Below are 21,531 nucleotides of genomic sequence, written 5' to 3' on the forward strand. Positions count from 1 at the left end.
CTATCTTTTTTTACCACAAGTTGGCTCAATCCTTACTAACTATGGGTTTGGGGCGGGTTGTCACCCCCCCAGATTTAAAATACAATTTATCAAATTATAAATGCAAAATTATGACTTTTTTAGTTTCAGATAACACATGAAGGTACCAAAGTCGATCGCACTACAAGTAAGTGCGATCGTTCTAAAATTATAGGGACACGGCAATGCCGTGCCCTGACTCCGAAGTTTCGTTTAAACTAATTTCCAGTTGTTTCGCGGACGGTCAAACTGTACTTGCCTCTACCTTTTGGAGGCGGATCGTAAGCATTGACAATAACCCGGTAGCGACCGTTCGCAGACAAGGTAACAGTAAGCTCTGAATTGGAATTTTGCTGCGTGGCATCATCATTTTCTGCAAGTAGCTCTCCCTGGGAGTTGAAAATAGCGAGATAAGTATCAAACTCGGTACTTTCTACGGTAACAACCACTTTCTGACCCTGAGTGCCTTCAAAGGTATACTCGTCGTACAAACTGCTGTCGGAAGGCAGTACAGAAGACTTAGCAGGGCTGAGTTCTCCGTTTTGCTCTAAAATAACCTTAGATGAACCCGCATCAGGACTCGGCGGAGGTTCTACAGTTGGGCTCTGAGTTGGCGAACTCTGGGGTGATGGTGACGGGCTGGGGCTTGCTTGCGCTAAAACAGCCTTGTCAGTCGGCTTCGCGTTAGGTAAATTTTGAGGAATTTCTCCTGAAAAGACGGTGGAAATACTGTTAGCAACTCCACCTGAATTTGAAACTGGCAGGGAGAGAGTCGGCTTACCAGAAAAAGTAGCTACCAGAGCAATTGGCGCGATCGCCCAAAATCTAACTTGACGCATGAATTACCTCGATTTGCAACGAAGAAGGAAGTTCGGCAACGGATGAGTGTAACGGATTTAACGGATGGAAGAAGGAAGTTCGGCAACGAGCAATGTACGGGATTTAATGGATGGAAGGAAGTAGGAAGAAAAATTATTCGACCAATTCCCAATTACCAATTCCCAATTACCAATTCCCGATTACCTATTCCCGATTACCCATTTTCACCGGACAGTTAGAGTGTAACGACCCCGGCCCGAAGCATCGTAAGCATTGACAATTACGCGGTAGCGACCCGTAGCGGGCAAAGTAACGCTTAGAAACGCATTTTTAGTCGAATCGCTCGCATCGTCATTTTCTGCCACTAATCGGCTATTAGGGCCAAAGATAGCCACATAGGGATCAAAATCTGTGCTTTCGAGGGAAATGGTTACAGACTGACCCGATCGACCTTCAAAAGTATACTCGCGATACAGACTGTTGTCAGACGGCAATACTGGGCCGCCTGCGACTAAAGCGCCTTCTTCTTCCAAAATCGCCCGAGAAGGCGCGGTAGGAGCACTCGCTTTTAGTTCTAACGTATAAGCCCCTGACTGCCTAGCTTCGTAGGAATTTGCCACTAACGTGTAAGTCCCGTCTGCAGGCAGCCTGACTGTAATTCTGGCGTCTTTACTGCCTGCCCCGTCATCGTCTTGCGCGATTTCGCGCTGGTTGGGTCCGAGCAAAATTAAATAAGGGTCAATTTCTTGACTTTTCATTTCTATTGTGATTTGCTGGCCCGCTTTTCCCTCAAAGGAGTAGAGGTCAAAAAAGCTGTTGTCTGCGGGCAGCACGCTAGACTGGTTGGTGAGTTTGCCGCTGAGGGCGGGCCCGTTTAACGCAACTTTTTGAGGTGATTTGTTGCCAAAGGGCGATCGGGTTTGAGCCACGCGGGGAGATCGCCCTTCTCGTACCGCTGTCAGGAAAGCGGGTACTTTGTCTGCTGAAATTGCAAAACCGATACCGATATTACCTCCGCCCCGACCGCGAGTAAAAATAGAAGTATTGACGCCGATTAATTCTCCTGAACTGTTGAGCAGTGGGCCTCCTGAATTGCCGGGATTGATGGCGGCGTCGGTTTGAATTAAGCCCCGCTGCTGGTCGATGCGACTGACGATTCCGACTGTAAAAGTACCTTGAAATTGACCGAAGGGATTGCCGATCGCAAATGCTTGTTGCCCGACTTTCACCGAACCGGGACGGGCTAAAGGAATGGTGGGCAAATTATTTTGACCGCGAATTTTAACCACGGCTAAGTCTAGACCTTCTTCACCAAATCCGACGACATCGGCCACAAGTTTTCTGCCGTCTGACAAAATGATATTGACCGTACCGCCTGCCGAAACAACGTGGGCGTTAGTTAACACCATGCCGTCGGGGCTGATAATTGTGCCGCTGCCGTTAGATTTATCTGTATCGACTGTAACAACCGCCGGACTAGCCTTTTCGTAGACCCGAATATTGGTTTGTTCTTCGACAGTTTGGGCGATCGCACCTTGGGAATGCACCGACTTGAATTCCGTTAAATCTGTTGATTGCCGCACAGGGGATGTCGTAACAACCGCAGCAGTGCTGGCTGTTACCCCAACCGTTAAAATTCCCGATACTGCTAAACTTAGAAGTTTTAAATTCATGGCTATCGATTAGTATTTAGCGATCGGTAGCTAGGAATTAGGTTTGGTTGCTAACCGCTAACTACCTTCTGTAATTATTTTAGGACTGGCACCACGGTAGTGACCTTCCTCACGCCGGTTCTCCTATTCGGGAATCTGAATCAGCAGCAAGATACTTGAAATTAGCTTTCCGCACCTCGGCATCCTCCTCGCCGTAGAAAAATGACAGCAGAGCAAAACGCTGGCCGCTAATCACCGGCGTCGCTTCATGCAGCAAAGAACACGAAAAAATAATCGCCGTGCCAGAATCGCCTTTATAACCGTGGGGCGCGTACTCTGGAAACCTTAAAAATCCCCCCGTGTACTCTCCCACATTCAAGTTTAGCGTCATCGCAAACCTGCGATGCACCGTAGCTTTGCTAGTGTTGTCGCGGTGCGGCAGAAAATAACCCCCGCTGTCAGCATCGTAACAACCTATCAAATACCGTTCAAACCTGGTAATTGTAAACTGAAAAGCTTTCTCTACTTCCGGCCGCACCCGGCGTAGAATAATCGCATTCAATTGTCGCTGGAAATCCTCATCTTGAATAAAGAAATCTCGGCGCTTCTTGAAAGTCTCGTCGTGCAGGCCAACGGTTTTCCCCTCTATTTGCCTCATAAATCCCGAGGGACTGCCACCATTAGCTTTGTACATATCGATCAAAGTACGGCAAAATTGTTTGTCCAAAACGTTAGGAATTACTAACACCGGGGCGTGGCGAGTGGCGGTTCGGGCTTCCTCAATTGGGGGCAAAGTTTTGATAAAATCTAATACTTGCTGGGCGTGTTGGTGCGGTTCGCCCATCGGCAAAATATTAATTACCTGAAGGTTTTCGTTGAGAATAAAAGTTTGTGGTGCATAGTGAACTCCGGCAACTCCATTTTCTTCGACATTTCGGAAAACACCGTACTGCTGACTGACTTTTTTGTCTAAGTCCCAGAAAAATATGAGTGACGGAGCAATTGTTGTCGGTCTGTTTTGTTCTTTGTCTGCTGGGTCAACGCTCACTCCGAACCTCGGTACTTGCAAGATTTGGAATTCTTCTGAAAGCTCTTGAAAGCTTTTGAGGATAACTTGGATTTGTTCAAAAGCTGCGCTGGCCAAGAAAAAGAGTACGACTCGCCGGCCCCCAACTGTCTGGAAATGGAATAAGGGATTATTTGTAGAAGGAAGGGAAAACCAGGGAGCCGGGTCTCCTATTTCAAGTAATGGCATTTTGCTGATTTAAGATTTGGGATTTTATATTTAGATTATTATTTTGTCGATTAGTTCCACAGATTGGGTATGTCAAAATAATTAAAAAAAATAGCTTTTATTTGTGTATATTTGCGTTGGTCTGGGGTTTCACACTCGCAATTTACAGTTTTTTTAATCACTTTATTTGATATCTGAGAATAAGTAGATGGGCATCAATAAACGCAACTTATTTTTTTTGCCGCCGGGTACGAGAAATGTTTAGTTTCACCCATCTACTTAGTATTTGCCTATTTGTCGAAACTGGGGGAATTATCCGGTTGGTCTTCCGGGTATTCTACAGGTCGATACTCCACGTAGTCTGACGGCGGTGCTTCCACGTCGCGGTTGCTGGGGCGAGACCTGGATGATTCCGTAGGACGGGGTTTTTTGGTTCTCGGCGGCGTATCGGAACTGCGGTTTTCCGAAGCTGGGGGGCGACTGCCGCGGCTGCGGGTCGGTCTTTCTTCGGGGGTGTCTGAAACGTCCCAGTTGTCAGACTCTTGGGCAGGGGGGGCTTCTGGGCGAGAGGGACGTTTGCGAGACGACGATCGATCGGGCGAGTCGGGTCTGGAGGTGTTAACGCTGCCGTTGCGATTCGAGGGGCGGCGACGGGGTTCGTCGTCGTAGGCTTCCCGGGACGAACGGTAGTCTTGGCTGCCTCTAATCCGGGGACGCTGCGGATAGTCTTCCTCTGGTTCTAGCTGTTCCATGTCGGCATCGTAGCCGTCGTAACCGTAGGCGTTGCTGACCGGGCGGTCTTCATCTATGTATTGGGCGCGACTTTTGGCTTGGGCTGTGGTCGCTCCTCGCAGTTTAATGCTTTCTGCTGCAAAAAATATGGCGGAACCGGTGAGCAGAAATTGACCGAATGCCAGAATGGGGTCAAGCCGCCATCCTTGAAATAACAGAATACCGCCGCACAGCAGACCGACTGCTGCAAAAAAAATATCGTGGTCTCGGGCTAGTTTGGGACGCCACGATCGCAGAAAATACAGTCCTGCCCCTGCTACTGCTAGGATGATCCCTAACAGGCTGCTCCAGTTCAATCCTAAATTGACCATTAGCCTATCTCCTATGTCTTTCCTATGTTAGCGAGTTAGATTTTACATCTATCATTAAGTCTGTCAGCCCGACTGTGCTTTCTGGGGCAGCGTCCGGTCAGGGTTTCAGCTTGGGAAGTGAGTATAATAATGAGTTTAACGGGAAAAAACCTCAGCTTGGCAGTCAACCGAAGGTTTTGCCTTGACAGTTGCTGGCAGCCGAGGTTTCTCGGATCGGGGAAATGCCCGACGTGCAGGCGAAAATTGAGTTTCACGCCGGACTTAAAGACCTGCGGACTTTTTAGGTGCGCTTGATTTTGTCTTTTTGGCTGATGAATATCAGGGCGATCGTTGCTGGAATCACTACCACTGTCACGCCCACCAGCAGGCTGTACAAAAAGTTCGCGAGAGAAGGAGTCATAGATTCAAAGCCTTTGTTACAACAATTTGATTTTTATTAATTTTATACTTTCGATCGCACCTGTCAAACGGTTAAAATTTTGACATCCACCCCGCCGTAGAACGGCGAGGACTCCCAAACCTCACGATTTAGGTTTCTGCTTCTGTCCCTTACGGGGTTTCGCACCTGCCTTAACAGATTTACTCTGTTCGGGTCTTACGGTCGCTCCACAGACTGACACGGCAAGCCCTGCCGCCAAAATATTCTTTGCCGCGTTGATGTCTCGGTCATGGTGCGTCCCGCAATTAGGACAATCCCATTCCCGGATATTCAACGGCATCTTGTCAACGATGTGTCCGCAATTGCCACACCGTTTTGAACTCGGAAACCATCGGTCAATCTTAATTAAAGTACGACCGTACCAATCGCACTTGTAGTCAAGTTGTCTGACTACTTCCCCCCAACTTGCATCACTTATAGAAGCGGCAAGTTTGGGATTTTTAATCATATTCTTCACAGCTAACTCTTCTACGGCGATGGTTTGGTTTTCGCGCACCAACCGCGTTGTTAACTTGTGAAGGTTATCTTTTCTTGCATCAGCAATTTCTTGATGTACTTTCGCTACTTTGAGTCGTGCTTTGTGACGGTTGTTTGACCCTTTCTGTTTCCGGCTTAAAGCTTTCTGCGCTCTTCTAAGTTTGCGATATTTTGCCTTGAATCCTTTGGGATTGGCAATCTTTTCACCGTTGCTCAAAGCGAGTAAACTTGTAATGCCCAAGTCAATACCAACTTGACTGCCTGACTGAGGTAATGCTTCAATTTCAACATTCACCAACAGGGAAACTGACCACCTACCAGATGGTGAAAGCTTCACCGTAATGGTTGATGGTCGGCAACCGAGAGGTAGCATCCGGCTCCAACGAATTGGCAACGGGTCGGCACACTTTGCTAAGTAAACTTGTCCATCCTTAAACTTGAAAGCAGATTTGGTAAACTCTGCGCTACCACCATTGCGTTTTTTCTTGAAGTTGGGATATTTCGCCCGCCCATCAAAAAAATTGGTGTAAGCCGTTTGTAAATGTCGCAAGCATTGCTGTAACGGTACGCAGCTAACTTCCGACAGAAAATCTAACTCTTCTGTTTTCTTCCATTCGGTTAGCATTGAAGAGGTTTCAGCATACCCTACCCGTTTTTGGTCTTTGTACCATGCCTCGGTTCTTACGGCTAAGGCACGGTTGTATACTAAACGAGCGCAACCCATTGTCCGTCGCAACAAACTCTCTTGTTCCGGAGTTGGGTAGAATCGATAGCTGAAGGCTTTGAGCGTCATGCTCACAGTCTAACACTTCGATTGTGATATTGTGCTAGACTCTATGTAAAATCTTTGTAAAGCCGTCAAGCGAAGGCGATGCAGTGAGCGTAGCTGAAGTGACGGGGTTTCAAACCCAAATTTCTGATGACTGGTATTACCGTTGCAAGTTGGATTCTGGGCTCTGTCCTAGTCATGATGACCTTGCTGTTTATTTTTCGGATCGTCCTGACTTGGTATCCCGAGGTGAACCTGAGCAAGTTGCCGTTGAGTCTGATCGCTTGGCCGACGGAACCTTTTTTAGCCGTAACTAGAAAGATTGTACCGCCGATCGGCGGGGTGGACATTACGCCGATTATTTGGGTGGGTATCTGTAGCTTGCTGCGAGAAATGATTCTCGGTCAGCAAGGGCTGCTGACAATGATGATGTAGAAGTTGGCGGTTGATTGTTGACTGTTGACTGTTGGCGGTTGACTGCCAACTGCCAACTGCCAACTGCCAACTGACTAATGACTGTTTGGGTTCAAGAACTGTTCGACGAAATTCGTGTAAACTTCGCCGCTGAGAAACTCGGGGGAATCGAGAATTTTTTGGTGGAAGCTGAGGGTGGTAGGAACGCCGGTGATGGCGCACTCCCGCAATGCCCGTTTCATCCTGCGGATGGCTGTCGGTCGATCGCGCCCCCATACAATTACTTTACCGATTAAAGAATCGTAGTAAGCGGGTATTTCGTAATCGGTGTAAACGTGAGAGTCCATCCGCACGCCGGGGCCACCGGGAGGCAAATAACCGCTGATTATGCCGGGGTGAGGGCGGAAATTGCGATCGGGGTCTTCGGCATTGATGCGGCACTCGATCGCGTGGCCGTTGAGAATTACTTGGTTTTGCTTGATTTGCAGTTTTTCGCCTTGGGCGATCCGAATTTGTTCGGCTATCAAGTCGAGGCCTGTAATCATCTCGGTGACGGGATGTTCTACTTGGATGCGGGTGTTCATTTCCATGAAGTAGAATTTGCCCGATTTGTCAAGCAGAAATTCGACAGTCCCCGCACCCGTGTAGTTGATGGATTTGGCGGCGGCAATGGCGGCGTGACCCATTTGATCTCGGAGTTTCTGGCTGAGGGCCGGGCTGGGGGCTTCTTCGAGGAGTTTCTGATGTCGGCGCTGAATGGAACAATCTCTCTCGCCGAGGTGGATGACGTTACCGTAGTTGTCGGCGAGGATTTGGATTTCGATGTGCCGGGGTTTTTCGATGAATTTTTCGAGGTAAAGTCCGGGGTTGCCGAAGGCTGCATCGGCTTCGCCTTGGGCTGCTGAGAATAGTTTGGGGAGTTCCGAGGGTTCTCTCACTAGCCTCATCCCCCGGCCCCCACCGCCGGCTGTGGCTTTGATCATCACAGGATAGCCGATGTCGCGGGCGATCGACAAAGCTTCGCGATCGTCCGCCAGCAATCCGTCGCTACCGGGAACTGTGGGGACTTTCACCCGCTGCATGGTTTCTTTGGCGGTGGATTTGTCGCCCATCGCCCGCATGGCGGCAGGAGAAGGGCCGATGAAGGTAATTTGATGGTCGGCGCAGATTTCGGCAAATCGGGCGTTTTCGGCGAGGAAGCCGTAACCGGGGTGAATGGCTGCTGCGTTGCGCGTCAGGGCAGCCGCGATGATGTTGGGGATGTTTAAATAGCTTTTGCTGCTGGTGGGGGGGCCGATGCAAACGGCTTCGTCTGCCAACTGGACGTGCAAGGCGTGTTTATCTACGGTGGAGTGTACGGCGACCGTGGCAATCCCCATTTCCTCGCAGGTCCGCAATATGCGGAGAGCTATTTCTCCCCGATTAGCGATTAAAATTTTCGAGAACCCCATCTTCGCTGCTTAATTCACTCAATATTCTGTACAATAATGCCTTTCGGTATGTTCTGGATAATCGTTTTCCAGAAATTGTTCACAAAAATTTATTTTACATTTTGCTGGTAGTGGTGCTATGATTGTAAATCGGCGGTCTAAAAGGGCAAGTCACAAGTTAAATGTCAGGAACCTCAACCTGTGAATCTTTAACTCGTAACGCAAAAATCCCAGAGAGTGCCAGAAAGAGCGGATGTGGCGGAATTGGTATACGCGCACGCTTGAGGTGCGTGTGGCATTATGTCCTTGCGAGTTCGAGTCTCGCCATCCGCATTGAATATATAAAACAACTGTTGACAGTTTTTGCTGTTGGCAGTTGTTTTGTATTGAGTGGTTTTTCTAGAAAGTCGATCGAGTAAGGTAGGGTGCAGATTCATCAGATATCCTCAAGTGCGATTCCCTACGGGATAGCTTCGCTTCACGAACTTCAGACAGATCCGCACCATACAAAATACTGTTTAACTGTCGATCGACAATTGTGTTTGAATTAAAAACATAGATACTTATCGTTTGTCAAGTAGAATGGGGTTAGTTAGGTTCCGAATCCGAGAGTTGGCTGACGAAAAAGGATGGACGCTAAAGGATGTTGCCGATCGATCCGAGGTTCCGTACAGCACTGTCAGGCACTATGCTCGATCGGAAGGACTAGCAACGGTTGATATCACATCTATTCAAAAGATAGCTCGCACCCTCGATGTTTTGATTGAGGAGTTGATGGAAGTTGTTAAAGAATGAACCGATGAAATTATATTAGCAAACGGAAGTTAGATCGATGACATCCTACGCCTTAAACTTACCCGTTCAGTTACAGCAAGAAGCTGAAAAATTGGCAACACTCCAAGGGATTTCCTTCGATCAGTTTATCCTCTGGGCTGTAGCCGAAAAAGTCGCTACCCTCAACCAGCGGTATGACGATCCGGCTTTTCCTGAAATCACCTATGTGCGCGGCGCTAGCGGCGAACTCGTTCCCGTTTTGCGCGGCACTCGGTTGCGGGTGCAAACAGTAGTCATCGCAGCGCAGAAATGGGGTTTTTCTCCAAACCAAATTGCCACTGAGTATGACTTAAGTGAAGATCGAGTGAATGATGTTCTCGCTTTTTATGCGGCTCACCATCAAGAAATAGACGCATCTATTGCCGCTGAGCAAATTATCGAAGCTGCTAATGTCTAAACCGCTATTGCATCTAGATGCCGATACCTCTATTAAAGCTTTGCAAGCCGCCCTTTTATCTCGCAGTCACGATGTGACTCGGACACCGAGTGAGTGGATGGCTTTAGATGCTAGCGATGAGGCTCAATTGCTAGAAGCAACAGCGCGAGGACGGTGTATTTTTACGTTTAATATCCGGGATTTTCAGGTTTTAGCTCAGCGTTATCCCGAACATGGTGGCATCATTTTGGCTGCTCAAAACAGTTGGACATTATCTAGTCTAATTGCTTCGCTCGATCGCCTGCTTTCAGAAACACAATCTGCTGATTGGAAAGGGCAAGTCCGCTGGCTTAATCAGTGGCGAACCTAATCAGGACTTACGCAAGCACACTATATACATTTATCCACCCAAACGCGAAATAGTTCGACAATAATGCGCCACTTGCCATCAATTTCCAAAACTACATCGTGACGTATCAAAGAGTTAAGTGCTGGCTGTAAATTTGTCTCGTTCATGCCAGTAATTTCAGCTAGCGTGTTGATATCGAGTCCTTCTCGGTGAGGTGCGATCGCTCTTAATACCTCTTGCTGTCCGGGAGAACCCCGCGTCGCCTGATCCCAAACGCCATCGAAGTAGTAGCCTCCCCGCTGAAAGAATTCAGGGTCATTAATGACAGCCCTCACATCTTCTACTGTAAAGACCGGATCGCGAGAATTTCCATTCTCAAAAACTTGGTCATTGTAGCGGCGAACTAGCTGAAATCCCACTAGCTGAACTAAATAAGGCTGTCCAGCAGTCCAAGCATAGATTGCAGATAACGCTTCTGGTGCGTAGTCAAGAAGAAAATCTGCATGGGGATTAGCAAGAATCTGGCGGGTAGCTGCTGTTTCCATGAAGCTAACCTTGATATTAATAAAGCTAGCGAAGAAAGGGTGGGAGTAATCCCCAGTCATCTCGTCTAAAGTATGCAAACCAGCCAAGGCAAAAGCTATTTTAGGACTCATTTGTACCATCCCGCGCAGAACCTCCATAAAGTCACTGTCAATCTTTCCCTTCTCAATCAGTTTTTCAATCTTCTCAAACTCATCTAAAGCAATAATTAAACCCGTTTCACTCAGATTTGCCTCTACTTGTTTCAAATAGCGCTCAAAAGTACGGTAGGGAAGATTCAGTAAATCCGCATCGGCAGGAGGTGGAATGTTGACAGCATCAGAAATTTCATCGCTAATTGCCATCAGCACCTCTGCAACTCCTTGACGAATGTTTCCCAATCGGAATAGATTGACATAGGCTACTTTTACCTGTGAACCTAGGGAATTAGCCACATTAAGCAGAATAGAAGTTTTGCCCATGCGTCGATGCCCATACAGGACAACGGACTGAAGTTGATTTCCTGTCGCCACCCACAATTCCTCTAGCTGTATGATGATGTCTTTGCGGCCGACAAATAGTTTGCCTTGGACTGGATCGCCAACAACGTAGGGATTGCGTACTGGCTCAGCGATGGAATCTTGTCTGTGCTCACTAGCTATCTGTAACAAAGCTTCTTTCCAAGCCCGAGCAATGTTAATAATTAGCTGTCTTTCTGCTTGTGGCAAGGTATCTGCTGTTTCTAAAAGGTTTTTAAGTTCTCCTAATCCTCGATTGAGCGCGATTGCTCTAACAGAACGAGATACGCTGTGCTCAACGACTCTGATATCTTCAACTACTCGACTCAGAGAGGCGATCGCTTGCCAGGTAGATGGACGCAGAAGAGGTTCATTGGGAACAGCAAACAATTGGACTTCAGCGATAAGAGGAATAGATGTCGAGTCGTTAAGTAATCTCAAGTTGCCAGCCAGAGCAAACATTTCTTTTCCATAGGGGAGAGCAAACACCTCTTGAAAAGCTTCAAAAGCTTGAGCTGGTTTCTTTTGATACAAGTACCAAAAACCAGCAGCAGCAGCGCGAGCAGGTGTATCCAGACGAGTTTCTGTATCCTTAGACAAATTTATTGTTTCAATAAGATTTGCTGAAGCCGAATACACCAGTCGCCAAGCATGAGGATCTTCAGCTAATTGGCTCACGCGATAGATGACTTGCTCTTCGGGTGTCAGTGCTAAAACTCGGTTGATTGATTGGATAACCGGAATGAATTGGAGAGAATAAGCAAGTAACTGGTTGGCATTGTAAATACCTGTTTCCCAATCGTGCTGCAACCAATTTGTCAAGTGAGAAGAGAGTCCCGGCATAGGAATAGGAGTTACATGGGGAACCTGCCAGTATTTCCGAGCGGGTGATCGCACGCCAAACGGTAGACTCAAACACCAATTTTCAGGACGGAGTATAGCCACCAAACCTGTCGCAGCGGCAGCTAAGAAGATTGCCACCTGTAATAAGCGCGCGACAATAGCTGTCACATTGCCCATCAATAAGTTTACGGCTAACCAAATCAATACAAGACTGATAAAAATTACTTTAAAAAATGGAGATATATCTATAAAAATTGCCCCTTCAGGTATCTTGTTCTCTGTCACATCATCTGTTTCTTCATCTGCTGCACGGGTTCCCACGCTGAGGGCTAACGCTAACAACAAGCCCAACGTCACGCCAAATGGCAAGCCTAATTCGACCCCCGGTACTATCACCTCAACTCCGATATCTAATAAGACACCTAGTAAGAATCTACTATCCCAGCCTGCAAAGAAGTATCCGCGAATGTATCCCAAAGCATACGCTAAGCCTGATGCTACACTAAACGTCACGGTGCACGCTACACCAGACACCACGCCAAATGCTACGCCCAACCCGCTTCCAAATGTCAAACCAACCCCTACCCCCGATGCTACGCCCAACATCACGCTAGACGAATAGGGTAGAATTCCTATTTTCTGAAAAATGATACTCAAAACCAAAAGTGTAATCACTGTTAATGCGAATCCTTGTAAACACAACTGACGCTGGATCGGATTCTGGCCCAGCAACTGCCATGATTTTCGCCAATTGATTTTATTTTTAGGAATATACCCACCCCCGAAAGTATCTACATACCAGCGCAAGGCTTGGGGAAAGAAAAACACCCAGTATAATAGCCGCAAGTAATCCAGAGGATTTGATAATGAAAGAGGTTTCTTTAATTTAGGAGCTAAGTCTAAACGGGGAACTTCGGTGTTGCGATCGCTCATTTTACATCCTCCACATATCGCGCATATTTTTGATAGCACAACTTCATCAGTCGTCGTGGATGACCGCCACTTTCTTTTACTAGCTGACTTATTTCCTCTTCAGTAAAACACACCGAAGTCATCGCAAGACGAGCTTGAATAAAAGCACGGGCAGTTGCTTCATTCCAAGGTTTAATATAAAGGTCTTGAAAAATATTCTCCGGGGGAGAATTTGTTATGTCATCCTGACAGTCATTAAAGAGTCGCTTGAGGGGCTCGCTAGCAGCTACTATCATTTTAACAGACGCGTTTGACCCCTCAGCTAAAAATCGCAAGTGTTCTCTCAATTCAAGGCTAAAACCTTCCCTAGCCATCTTTCCGTAATTATCTATAGCCAGCAGCACTCTACGCTTTTTCAAAGCACGATTTAGCATAGTTGGAGAGCTTTCAAAGATGCCAACTTCTTCGCAAAAAGCTGTATAGAATTCATCTTCATCTCGAATTCCATTGAGGTCTAAGTAAATTGGCTGCCGTCGCGATAATAGGAAATTTTCAGCCTGTTGATAAATAGCCCATAGCAGAGAAGACTTCCCGATGCCTTCTTCTCCTATTAAAGCTACACTGACTTTGTTGTTAAGAACCTCGAAAACCTCCCTAATTTCCCGCTCTCTGCCACAAAACAGTTGCGGGTCGTCAACTCTACCAGTCTGAGGAATAAAAGGGTTAGAGGAAATAACAGGGGTGCGATCGCCTGTACTGAATGCACTCCCTTGACTTGAGCGCCATTTTTCATACTGCGGTTTCAGCCAATCTAGAAATTCAGCATCTTTCTCCTCACTCCTCATGTATTTATGACCCAAAAAACCTTCCCGGTTTTCTTTTGGACAGCAACGCTTGTTGTATATCTTCCGTATTTGCCGTTCAACAGTCTCAAGGTTGCTTGGAATATCAGAATTTATGTCTTTGAGCGCTCCCTCTGCCATCTCTTCATTGCTCTTGAACGTGTTTTCATCGGGAAACTTAGCCAGAAGAATCTCTGTCTCTTTCCGACTCAAGCCATAAAAAGTAACTATTTCTAATCTTAAAAAGCTTTGCCATAAGTTCACAGTCCCAGTTACTCCTACCCCTCTAATAACTTAGGGTCTCTATTGTTGAGTTTAGCATAACTAGCGCGTAACTCTAAAAATTTTCCGCTATTTTGAAAAACCGGAAAAATTTTTCCAGTTATTTTTGGAAGATCGGAAAAATTTTTCTGGAACTTTTTTGAAAGTAGCTTATAAGCTGTTATTTAGTGGTAAGCCTTCCACCGCAAACTTTGAAAAACTCAGGAGATAAACATGACACAACTAATTGAGTACATCCAGACAGCTAAAGAATTTGCTGATGCTTATGGCATAGCACATCTAGATCGCCTGCTGGCATTAGCTGAAACTGTCCCCGATTCTCCCAAAACTCAATCATCGACTTTTACAGTTATGTCTAATACAATTTTGGAGGAAGTGGAAATGGCGGGATTTCATCTTAATCCTTGGCTAAAGACTTTGATTCTAAGTAACCATGTTGAAGTAGTTCGAGATGCGATCGCTGTAGTTGAGGAAAATCGCCGCCGGGGAATAGTGCGGAACGGCGAAGGGCTGTTAGTACAAGCTATCCGCAACCAATGGAAACCCCATATTTCAGCTTAAATAGTTGAATATTAGTCTCAATTACTGCTCACGGAAAGAAGCAAGCTTGAAACTTGGGGGCGATCGCTATAAAGATTTGGGAGAAAAAACAACGGCTATTGATTTTGAACCGCAGATGTGGGCGGATGTACGCTGATGGACGCAGATGAAAATCCGGTTTCTTCTAATTTTTGGCTAATTCTGGCGGCCGGCCCATCAAGCCGGTCATCAAGCGCAAGGCTAAAAACCTCACTGGGGGAATTGTCCGCAAACACCACAATCCAAAGCGGCGAAATGCTACAATTGGCAGCCAAGTATTAGAAAATAATCTGTCTAGAAAATCGGTAAATCCTAACACGATTAAATTCTCTTTTTTGCGCCAGTTGTGATACCGTTTCAATACTCGCAAATCGCCGATATCTTCGCCTTTTTGGTGCGCTTGCTGCAAGATTTGGGCGATCGCCCCTGCGTCTCGAATCCCCATATTCAATCCCTGGCCGCCCACGGGATGACAGCAGTGGGCGGCGTCGCCAATTAGTGCTAATCTCGGCAAAACGTAGCGATCGCTCTGCATTAACTGCACGGGAAACAAAAAGCGCTCGCTCTCCAATTCCAAACGCCCCAAAAGCCCGCCTGTGCGCTGTTCCAACAAAGTCAAAAACTCTGTTTCATCCATTTGTTGCAAAGCTTTTGCTTCCGCGTGGGGTGCTGTCCAAACTACTTGACAGCGGTTCCCCGGTAATGGTAAAACTCCCATCGGGCCGCTCGGCCAAAAGCGCTCAAAAGCGATATCATTGTGCGGTTTTTCTGCTTTAATAGTGATAGCAACGCAGGATTGCCAGTATTTCCAGCCGCGAGTGCTGATGTTGGCTTCGGTGCGGATGCGCGATCGCGAACCGTCGGCGGCGACTAATAATTTGGTGCGAATTGTGCGAGTTTCGCCGTGTTGTTTGACTTCTATTTCGGCGCAATCGGTTAAATATTTTACCTCGACTACTTCCGCCGGACAAACCCAACTAAAATTCGGGTTTTTGGCCAAACATTCGTGCAAAGCTGACAGCATGACTCGGTGCTCGCCGACGTAACCTAAAGCTGCTTTTGGTACGGGCAATTTGCCAGTATTTCCCAAATCCGGGCGGTGGAATTCGACGACGCCGGGATAGTCGCCGTCGCAGAGGCTAATTTGCTCGAAGGTGGTGATTTGCGGCAAGATTTGTTGCCATACGCCGATACCTTCTAAGATCATTCCTGATAGCAGGGTGATTGCATAGGCTTGTTTTTTGGCTGCGGCGGCGGCGGGGAGTTGGGTTTCAATTATTGCTATTTTTAATCCAGAATCTTTTAAGGCGCTGGCTAAGGTGGCCCCGACTATGCCGCCTCCGACGATGGCTATGTCAAAGTCGAGTGTCGGTGTTTGCGTGGAGGCTGTGGTTGGAAAAAGTTGGTTTACAGGCATTTTCAAGGGATTTTGTCAAAGTTAATTGGATTGTTACTTTTTTATTGTAAAGAATTATTTCGATTTATGGTGATCGAGAAAGGGAGACGGGAGATGGGGAGACGTTGAGAAATTTATGATTAATGACAACCATCAACGATCAACTTCCCGCTATCAACAGCCAACAGCCAACAGCCAACTGTCTAATGACTGCTGACCATTTCCTTTGGGTTTTCTGCAGCCAGCCCTGATACTTTCTGCGAAATGGGAATTTCTATGACAAATTCTGCACCTTCGCCAGGGGCAGAAATACACTGCAATTTGCCTCGGTGCTTTTCAACTATAATCTGATAGCTGATTGAGAGTCCCAAGCCTGTGCCTTTGCCAACGGGTTTAGTAGTAAAAAATGGGTCGAACAACTTGCCAATAACTTCTTGATTGATTCCCATCCCGTTATCTGCAATGCGAATTGTTACTGTGTCTGAATTCGCACTGGTGCTAATCCGAATTCGGTTGTGACGAGAATATATTTCTTGTGAATAATGAGTGCTGTTGTAGTCTTCGAGGGCGTCGATCGCATTTCCTAAAAGATTCATAAATACTTGATTGAGCTGACCTACATAGCACTCGACTTTTGGAAAATTGCCGTATTCTTTGATGATCTCAATAGCGGGACGAAGTACATTAGCTTTGATCCGGTGCTGCAAAATTAGCAAAGTGCTTTCGATTCCTTCATGAATGTCTACTCGCTTCATCTGCGATTCGTCGAGTCTGGAAAAGTTGCGTAAGGATACAACTAAGTCGCGGATGCGATCGGCTCCTACTTTCATTGATTCCAAAATCTTCGTAAAGTCTTCCATTAAGTAATCAACTTCAATATCTTCGGCTGCTTCTACAATTTCCGGAACGGGATTTGGGTATTTTTCCTGGTAAAGGTGGAGCAAACCGAGCAAGTCTGCGGCGTATTGGCTGGCGTGGGTGATGTTGCCGTAGATGAAGTTAATCGGATTGTTAATTTCGTGGGCGACGCCGGCGACTAGCTGCCCGAGAGAAGAGATTTTTTCGGTTTGGATTAGTTGAGTTTGAGCTTGGTGCAACTCGCGGACAGCTTTTTCGAGCTCGGCTGCTTGCGATCGATACTGTCCCTCTGACTGTTTGAGTGCTTCCAAAACTTGTACTCGATCGCTAATGTCGGTGTGAGTTCCCACCCATTCGCGAATGCTGCCGTCTGCTGCCAAAAGAGGGACGCCCCGCACCCAGAAGTGTCTGTAGCTGCCGTCGGCGGCTCGCAAGCGGTGCTCGACTTCGTAGAGACTTTTTGTTTCTATTGCCCGCATCCAAGCTTGTATTGTGCGATCGCGGTCTTCTGGGTGTACTGCTTGTATCCAGTTGTCCTTCTCTTTCCAACTCAGGCCCGTATAAGCTATCCAATCAGGCTGAGGCCTGTCGAAGATTCCGTTAGCGTCTGTCATCCAAACCATCTGTGCGGTGGCCATTGCCAGCGATCGATATCTTTCCTCACTCAGACGCACAGATTCTTCGGCTTCTCGGCTGGCTGTCACGTCGCGCAAAATAGCTGTGAATATGATTTCGCCTGCCACATCGAGTTTGGAAATAGAAGCTTCGGCAGGAAATTGCGTACCGTCTCGGCGGCGGGCGAAAATTTCTTTGCGGTTGCCCATGTTTCGGGCTTGTTTAACGCCGCCGCCGAAATTGCTGACGAGGTGGCTGTGAGGGGTGGCAAAAGCTTCGGGCAACAGCAGACTCAGGGATTGCCCGATCGCCTCAGCCGCCGTCCACCCAAAAATCTTTTCTGCACCTTGGTTGAACAGGATAATTTTTTGCTCAGCATCCACGGAAATAATCGCGTCGTCGGCAATTTCTACAATGCCAGCGAAACGAGCTTGAGACAGTTGCAGCGCTTGTTCAGCTTGTTTGCGATCGCTGATGTCGCGGGCGATCGTCGAAATGTATGTGAGTTTGTCGTCCGGTGAGGAGTGGGAGATGAGGACTTGACTGACGGGAATTTCGAGTCCCGATGCTGACACAAAGGCCGTTTCTCCGCTCCAAAAGCCCTCGGAAACAGCGGTGGCGATCGCTTGTTTCAAAGTGCTGTAGTCTGACGCTGCGGTGAATTCTAGAACTTTTCGCTTGGATATATCTTCATTTTCGCCTATACCCACCATTTTTCTGCCGGCTTTGTTAATGTAAATGGCGCGTCCTTCGAGGTTGTAAGTACCTACAAAATCGGGGGTTGCTTCCAGAATTGCTGCCAGACTTCTGTTAGCGATTTCGGCTTTTTTGCTTTCAGTAATATCCCGCGCGATGGTAACTATACCGCTAATATTTCCTAGTCCGTCCCGGTAAGCACTTTTTGTAGAAAGAAATGTCCGCAAATTTCCTTTGACTGGCAGATCTTCTTCGATCGCTTGTGTTGTTCCCGTTGTCATAATTTGGCGATCGGTTTTTCTGATTTTACCAGCAATTTCTGGGTGAAATAACTCGCTGTCATCTCTGCCGATAATGTCGTCTACAGACTTGCCAATTATACTGGCTCCCGCAGCATTCAGCATCAGATAACGGCCCTGAATATCTTTGACAAATAGGGCTGCTGGCGTACTATTGATGACGGCAAGCAACAGGTTGTAGTTTTTTTGAAGTGCCTGTTTAGTTGTTTTAGTGTCGAAAATTTGCTCCTGCAATTGCTCGTTGGCGAGTTGCAGTTGGATAGTCCGTTTCTCAACTTGATTTTCTAAGTCTGATTTCGCTTTCCTAAGTCCCAGTTCCGCTCGATAGCGCTTGCGGTCGGCGCTGCAAAGAGTTTTGGCATTCTGCCAAATCAAAACTGTAAAAATAATCACGTTCAATACGCTTAACAGCGATATCCCTACCTCCGGTGTGTAGGCTTGTAACCGTTCTCCCGATATGATGAAATAACCGACTAAAGGCGGGATAATGATTGCCCGTGGTAACAAGCGCCGCGCCATGATGCCGCCGGCGCGATCGCTCGTCATTACTGCTATCAATCCTCGCTCTGGACTGGCAAATAAAATGCCGAAGCTCAGCAACATAAATCCTGCGGAAGTGTGCAAAGCCATTCCTGTATTATTGCCAATTTGGTAAAATAAAGCTTTGTCGTAGAGGTAGCCTATCAAACCCATATATGCAATTAAAAATACAGAACAGCTTAAGATTTGAATCCGCAGGTATTTAGGCCGACGTTCTGACCGCAGCAGCAGCGCTGTTCCCAGCAATAAAAAAGCACCAGCAGTATTCGGTGCCATGCGTCCTGGTGTTCCGGTGATTGTCAATGTGTAACTTTCTTTAAATAATAGTTGGTCGATGCCTAAATCTAAATTAAAGCTATATTGAACTAGGGTTACTATGCTAATTAATATAATTAAAAATGAGGAAATAAAAATTAATTTTTTGTATTTATTTTGATACTTTCTTGCTGTTAATTTGGGTCGCCGGATCTGTTGGATGAATAGACAAAAGCCCCCCAAAATAAAGCAGACAGCAGTATTGGCTTTCATGGTAACGAGTCCGGGCAGAATGCTTTTTAACATTTGCAGATCGAATATCCAACCCAAAAGGACTGTACAGCCGATCGCCATTACTGCAATACTCGCTTTTTTGGAAAAAGACTGGACAGCAGCCATTCGGGTTGAGGGCGTTTGCCGTTGTTGCGATCGTTCAAAAACTTCCAATTTCTCGCTCCCTCAAATTATTTGGGTTTCTACGTATCTAAGGTAACAATAAACACTCTAGTGAGATTGTTGCCCGCTATACAAAGCTGCTTAAGATTTTCTCAAAGCTGGCTAACCATAAAATATGAATTATTTTATCTAACTTTAGAGAGATAGTCAAATGAACGTTGAAGGCTCTTATGTAGAAGGCATACGGCAGAATTCAATAATTTTTATTTGTGGAAAATTTTAAAAAAAAGTCCTTGTTCCTTGTTCCCTGTCCCTTGGATCTCGGAAATTGACCCCCGATTCACCGGCAAGACAGAGTGTTTTTACTCAGTACATCGAGGAATAATGGTAGCGGATGAATCACTCTGCAACAAGATCGCTCACATTGTAAACCGGCTGTTGTGGCTGTGGGGAATGTGGCAGAACATATAAGACTCGGCGGTTGAAACCGCTACTACAAAAACAAAGTCCCAGCAGAGAGGGACTAAAGAGGGGATATTAAAGTCAGATTTGGTAACTGTCAACTGTTAACAGTCAAGAGTCAACTGACTCCCAACTTTTGAAGTGCTTCCAAAGCTTCGGTTGCTGACGGGTAACGCTGGGGGAAAGCGTACAACACCATCTGGTCTAAAACGCGAGCCAACTCCGGGGTGACAGTTGCATTTTTGTGCCAGATGAGATTGCCTAAATTATCAACTCTGAGTTGTTTCGGGCGCATCCCTGTCAAGGCTTGAATCCCGATGATCCCGACAGCATAGATGTCGCTGCAAAATTTCGGCGAGCCGATGGCTTGTTCGGGGGGAATGTAGTCTTGCTGAGTACCGCCGCGCGATTTTGTTTGACCGATGCTGTTTTGTGAAGTGTTGATTTCTTTAACTGCCCCAAAGTCAATTAATACAATCTTGCCATCTGATGTCCGCCTGATTAAGTTTTGAGGGTGAACGTCGCGGTGAATTACATTTTGTTTGTGAACAAAAACAAGCACTTCTAAAATATCTTTCAACAAAGCGATAACCTGATGTTCTTCCCAGGGTTGACCTTCGATTAGTTCTTGATACAAAGGTTGTCCTTCGATGAATTGAGAGACTAAATAAAAATATCCATCTTCTTCAAAGCGAGCTAACAATTCTGGTATCCGATCGTGTTGGCCCAATCGATATAAAACCCGCGTTTCTCGATCGAATAGGTGGCAGGTTTTCTCAGACTGGCTTTTCAGCCGCTTGACGAGGCACAAAGGTCGATCGGGCAAATTTTCATCTTCAGCCAGATAGGTATCGCTGTACTCCGTATTCACCAAATGTTCTCTAATTCGGTAACGCATCCGCAGCAGCTTTTGCAACATGGGATCGACAGAATTAGCTGGTTGTGTGCCTTTTTGTACAGCTCTCATGATGCAGTCCCAAAGATTTGCTCCGACGACTCTTTCTTCTTGTCCAATAATTTCTGCTTGCTTCAGTACCTTGGTGAGGTCTTTCCACAAGTTGTACCCGACATACCGTCCCAGGTAGCCCACTGTGTACCCGCGGGCGATCTGATCGTTTTGCTGAATTTCTTGATAGGTCAAACCCCCTACAACGCCTCGAATTATCGACTGTTGCAACCGACTTAGGTGTTTTTCTGTTTGTTCGTATACCAAATTGTCCAAAAACAATATTGCTTCTTCTACTGTCATAGTTTCATGTGTTAAGTTACTTGTACACGCTCTGCACATCTTTTTTATAAAATAGCAACTTCCCAGGGAGCGGCTACAGCTTTCCATTCACCAATTACCCAGTACCCATTGCGTTGCGATCGGGCAACAGAAAACTGCTGTATTTAGCTTATACATGATTTAACTTTACTTTAATAGCTTGTCTACTTATTGAAATATAATTTTACAAGTATGACTTTTATGACTTGAAGTTCTGAATTTTATGAATTGACATTATAAGGAGTTTGGAGTATTATCCTAATTAAGGTTTTAAGTGAAGTAAATCTATGATCTTGTTAAAAATATAACAGTTATAATCGCTCCGCTTAAGGGGT

At 46.4% G+C, this 21,531-nt stretch carries 17 protein-coding genes and 1 tRNA gene; 6 read left to right on the forward strand and 12 right to left on the reverse strand.

Features of this window, described 5'->3' with window-relative positions:
• Positions 1–236: 236 nt before the first annotated feature.
• The 6 genes from QUA33_RS21250 to QUA33_RS21275 form a co-directional block, all read right to left on the reverse strand.
• The gene (locus QUA33_RS21250; protein ID WP_333150928.1) at positions 237–857 is read right to left on the reverse strand and encodes a pre-peptidase C-terminal domain-containing protein; all 621 of its coding nucleotides are present in this window, start codon (positions 855–857) and stop codon (positions 237–239) included.
• A gap of 204 nt (positions 858–1,061) precedes the next feature.
• On the reverse strand, positions 1,062–2,510 hold the full coding sequence (locus QUA33_RS21255) for a trypsin-like peptidase domain-containing protein (protein WP_333150930.1): 1,449 nt from the start codon (positions 2,508–2,510) through the stop codon (positions 1,062–1,064).
• 109 nt (positions 2,511–2,619) lie between these two features.
• On the reverse strand, positions 2,620–3,744 hold the full coding sequence (locus tag QUA33_RS21260; protein ID WP_333150933.1) for a redoxin domain-containing protein: 1,125 nt from the start codon (positions 3,742–3,744) through the stop codon (positions 2,620–2,622).
• Between the two features lie 269 nt (positions 3,745–4,013).
• Entirely contained in the window at positions 4,014–4,826 is an 813-nt protein-coding gene (locus QUA33_RS21265; protein WP_333150935.1) for a Ycf66 family protein, read from the reverse strand.
• A gap of 280 nt (positions 4,827–5,106) precedes the next feature.
• A complete protein-coding gene (psbX, locus tag QUA33_RS21270) occupies positions 5,107–5,226 on the reverse strand; it encodes a photosystem II reaction center X protein (protein WP_333041933.1) in 120 nt (39 codons plus the stop codon).
• Positions 5,227–5,347: 121 nt separating this feature from the next.
• Positions 5,348–6,535 carry an RNA-guided endonuclease TnpB family protein gene (locus QUA33_RS21275; RefSeq protein WP_333150937.1) on the reverse strand — a complete coding sequence of 396 codons (1,188 nt, stop codon included), beginning with the start codon at positions 6,533–6,535 and terminating at the stop codon, positions 5,348–5,350.
• Between the two features lie 126 nt (positions 6,536–6,661).
• On the opposite strand from QUA33_RS21275, the gene QUA33_RS21280 reads away from it, so the two are divergent.
• On the forward strand, positions 6,662–6,946 hold the full coding sequence (locus tag QUA33_RS21280; protein ID WP_333150939.1) for a YggT family protein: 285 nt from the start codon (positions 6,662–6,664) through the stop codon (positions 6,944–6,946).
• 74 nt (positions 6,947–7,020) lie between these two features.
• Here the strand turns inward: QUA33_RS21280 and accC are convergent, their stop codons facing one another.
• The gene (gene accC / locus QUA33_RS21285; protein WP_333150941.1) at positions 7,021–8,376 is read right to left on the reverse strand and encodes an acetyl-CoA carboxylase biotin carboxylase subunit; all 1,356 of its coding nucleotides are present in this window, start codon (positions 8,374–8,376) and stop codon (positions 7,021–7,023) included.
• A 228-nt stretch (positions 8,377–8,604) separates the two neighbouring features.
• On the opposite strand from accC, the gene QUA33_RS21290 reads away from it, so the two are divergent.
• From QUA33_RS21290 to QUA33_RS21305, 4 genes are all read left to right on the forward strand, one after another.
• Positions 8,605–8,688 (forward strand) — tRNA-Leu (locus QUA33_RS21290).
• Positions 8,689–8,937: 249 nt separating this feature from the next.
• The gene (locus tag QUA33_RS21295; protein WP_006634859.1) at positions 8,938–9,150 is read left to right on the forward strand and encodes a helix-turn-helix domain-containing protein; all 213 of its coding nucleotides are present in this window, start codon (positions 8,938–8,940) and stop codon (positions 9,148–9,150) included.
• 37 nt (positions 9,151–9,187) lie between these two features.
• Positions 9,188–9,586 carry a DUF433 domain-containing protein gene (locus QUA33_RS21300; RefSeq protein ID WP_333150944.1) on the forward strand — a complete coding sequence of 133 codons (399 nt, stop codon included), beginning with the start codon at positions 9,188–9,190 and terminating at the stop codon, positions 9,584–9,586.
• A complete protein-coding gene (locus tag QUA33_RS21305) occupies positions 9,579–9,935 on the forward strand; it encodes a DUF5615 family PIN-like protein (protein ID WP_333150946.1) in 357 nt (118 codons plus the stop codon). Before QUA33_RS21300 ends, QUA33_RS21305 begins: the two co-directional genes overlap by 8 nt.
• A gap of 20 nt (positions 9,936–9,955) precedes the next feature.
• Here the strand turns inward: QUA33_RS21305 and QUA33_RS21310 are convergent, their stop codons facing one another.
• Together QUA33_RS21310 and QUA33_RS21315 are read right to left on the reverse strand one after the other, a co-directional pair.
• Complete coding sequence (locus QUA33_RS21310; RefSeq protein ID WP_333150947.1) at positions 9,956–12,730, reverse strand: AAA family ATPase; 2,775 nt, start codon at positions 12,728–12,730, stop codon at positions 9,956–9,958.
• On the reverse strand, positions 12,727–13,815 hold the full coding sequence (locus tag QUA33_RS21315; RefSeq protein ID WP_333150949.1) for an ATP-binding protein: 1,089 nt from the start codon (positions 13,813–13,815) through the stop codon (positions 12,727–12,729). The genes QUA33_RS21310 and QUA33_RS21315 overlap by 4 nt, the downstream gene beginning before the upstream one ends.
• 231 nt (positions 13,816–14,046) lie before the next feature.
• Between QUA33_RS21315 and QUA33_RS21320 the strand changes: the two genes are divergently transcribed.
• Positions 14,047–14,394 (forward strand): hypothetical protein, encoded by a 348-nt coding sequence (locus QUA33_RS21320; protein ID WP_333150951.1) that lies wholly within the window; start codon positions 14,047–14,049, stop codon positions 14,392–14,394.
• 163 nt (positions 14,395–14,557) lie between these two features.
• On the opposite strand, the gene QUA33_RS21325 is transcribed toward QUA33_RS21320, so the two are convergent.
• The 3 genes from QUA33_RS21325 to QUA33_RS21335 form a co-directional block, all read right to left on the reverse strand.
• Positions 14,558–15,829 carry an FAD-dependent hydroxylase gene (locus QUA33_RS21325; protein ID WP_333150952.1) on the reverse strand — a complete coding sequence of 424 codons (1,272 nt, stop codon included), beginning with the start codon at positions 15,827–15,829 and terminating at the stop codon, positions 14,558–14,560.
• A 182-nt stretch (positions 15,830–16,011) separates the two neighbouring features.
• Complete coding sequence (locus QUA33_RS21330) at positions 16,012–19,518, reverse strand: PAS domain S-box protein (protein ID WP_333150954.1); 3,507 nt, start codon at positions 19,516–19,518, stop codon at positions 16,012–16,014.
• 529 nt (positions 19,519–20,047) lie between these two features.
• Positions 20,048–21,178, reverse strand: a complete 1,131-nt coding sequence (locus QUA33_RS21335) for a serine/threonine-protein kinase (protein WP_333150956.1) — start codon at positions 21,176–21,178, stop codon at positions 20,048–20,050.
• Positions 21,179–21,531 lie beyond the last annotated feature (353 nt).

It is taken from the genome of Microcoleus sp. Pol14D4 (genome assembly GCF_036701245.1).
In the GTDB taxonomy this organism is placed as follows: domain Bacteria; phylum Cyanobacteriota; class Cyanobacteriia; order Cyanobacteriales; family Microcoleaceae; genus Microcoleus.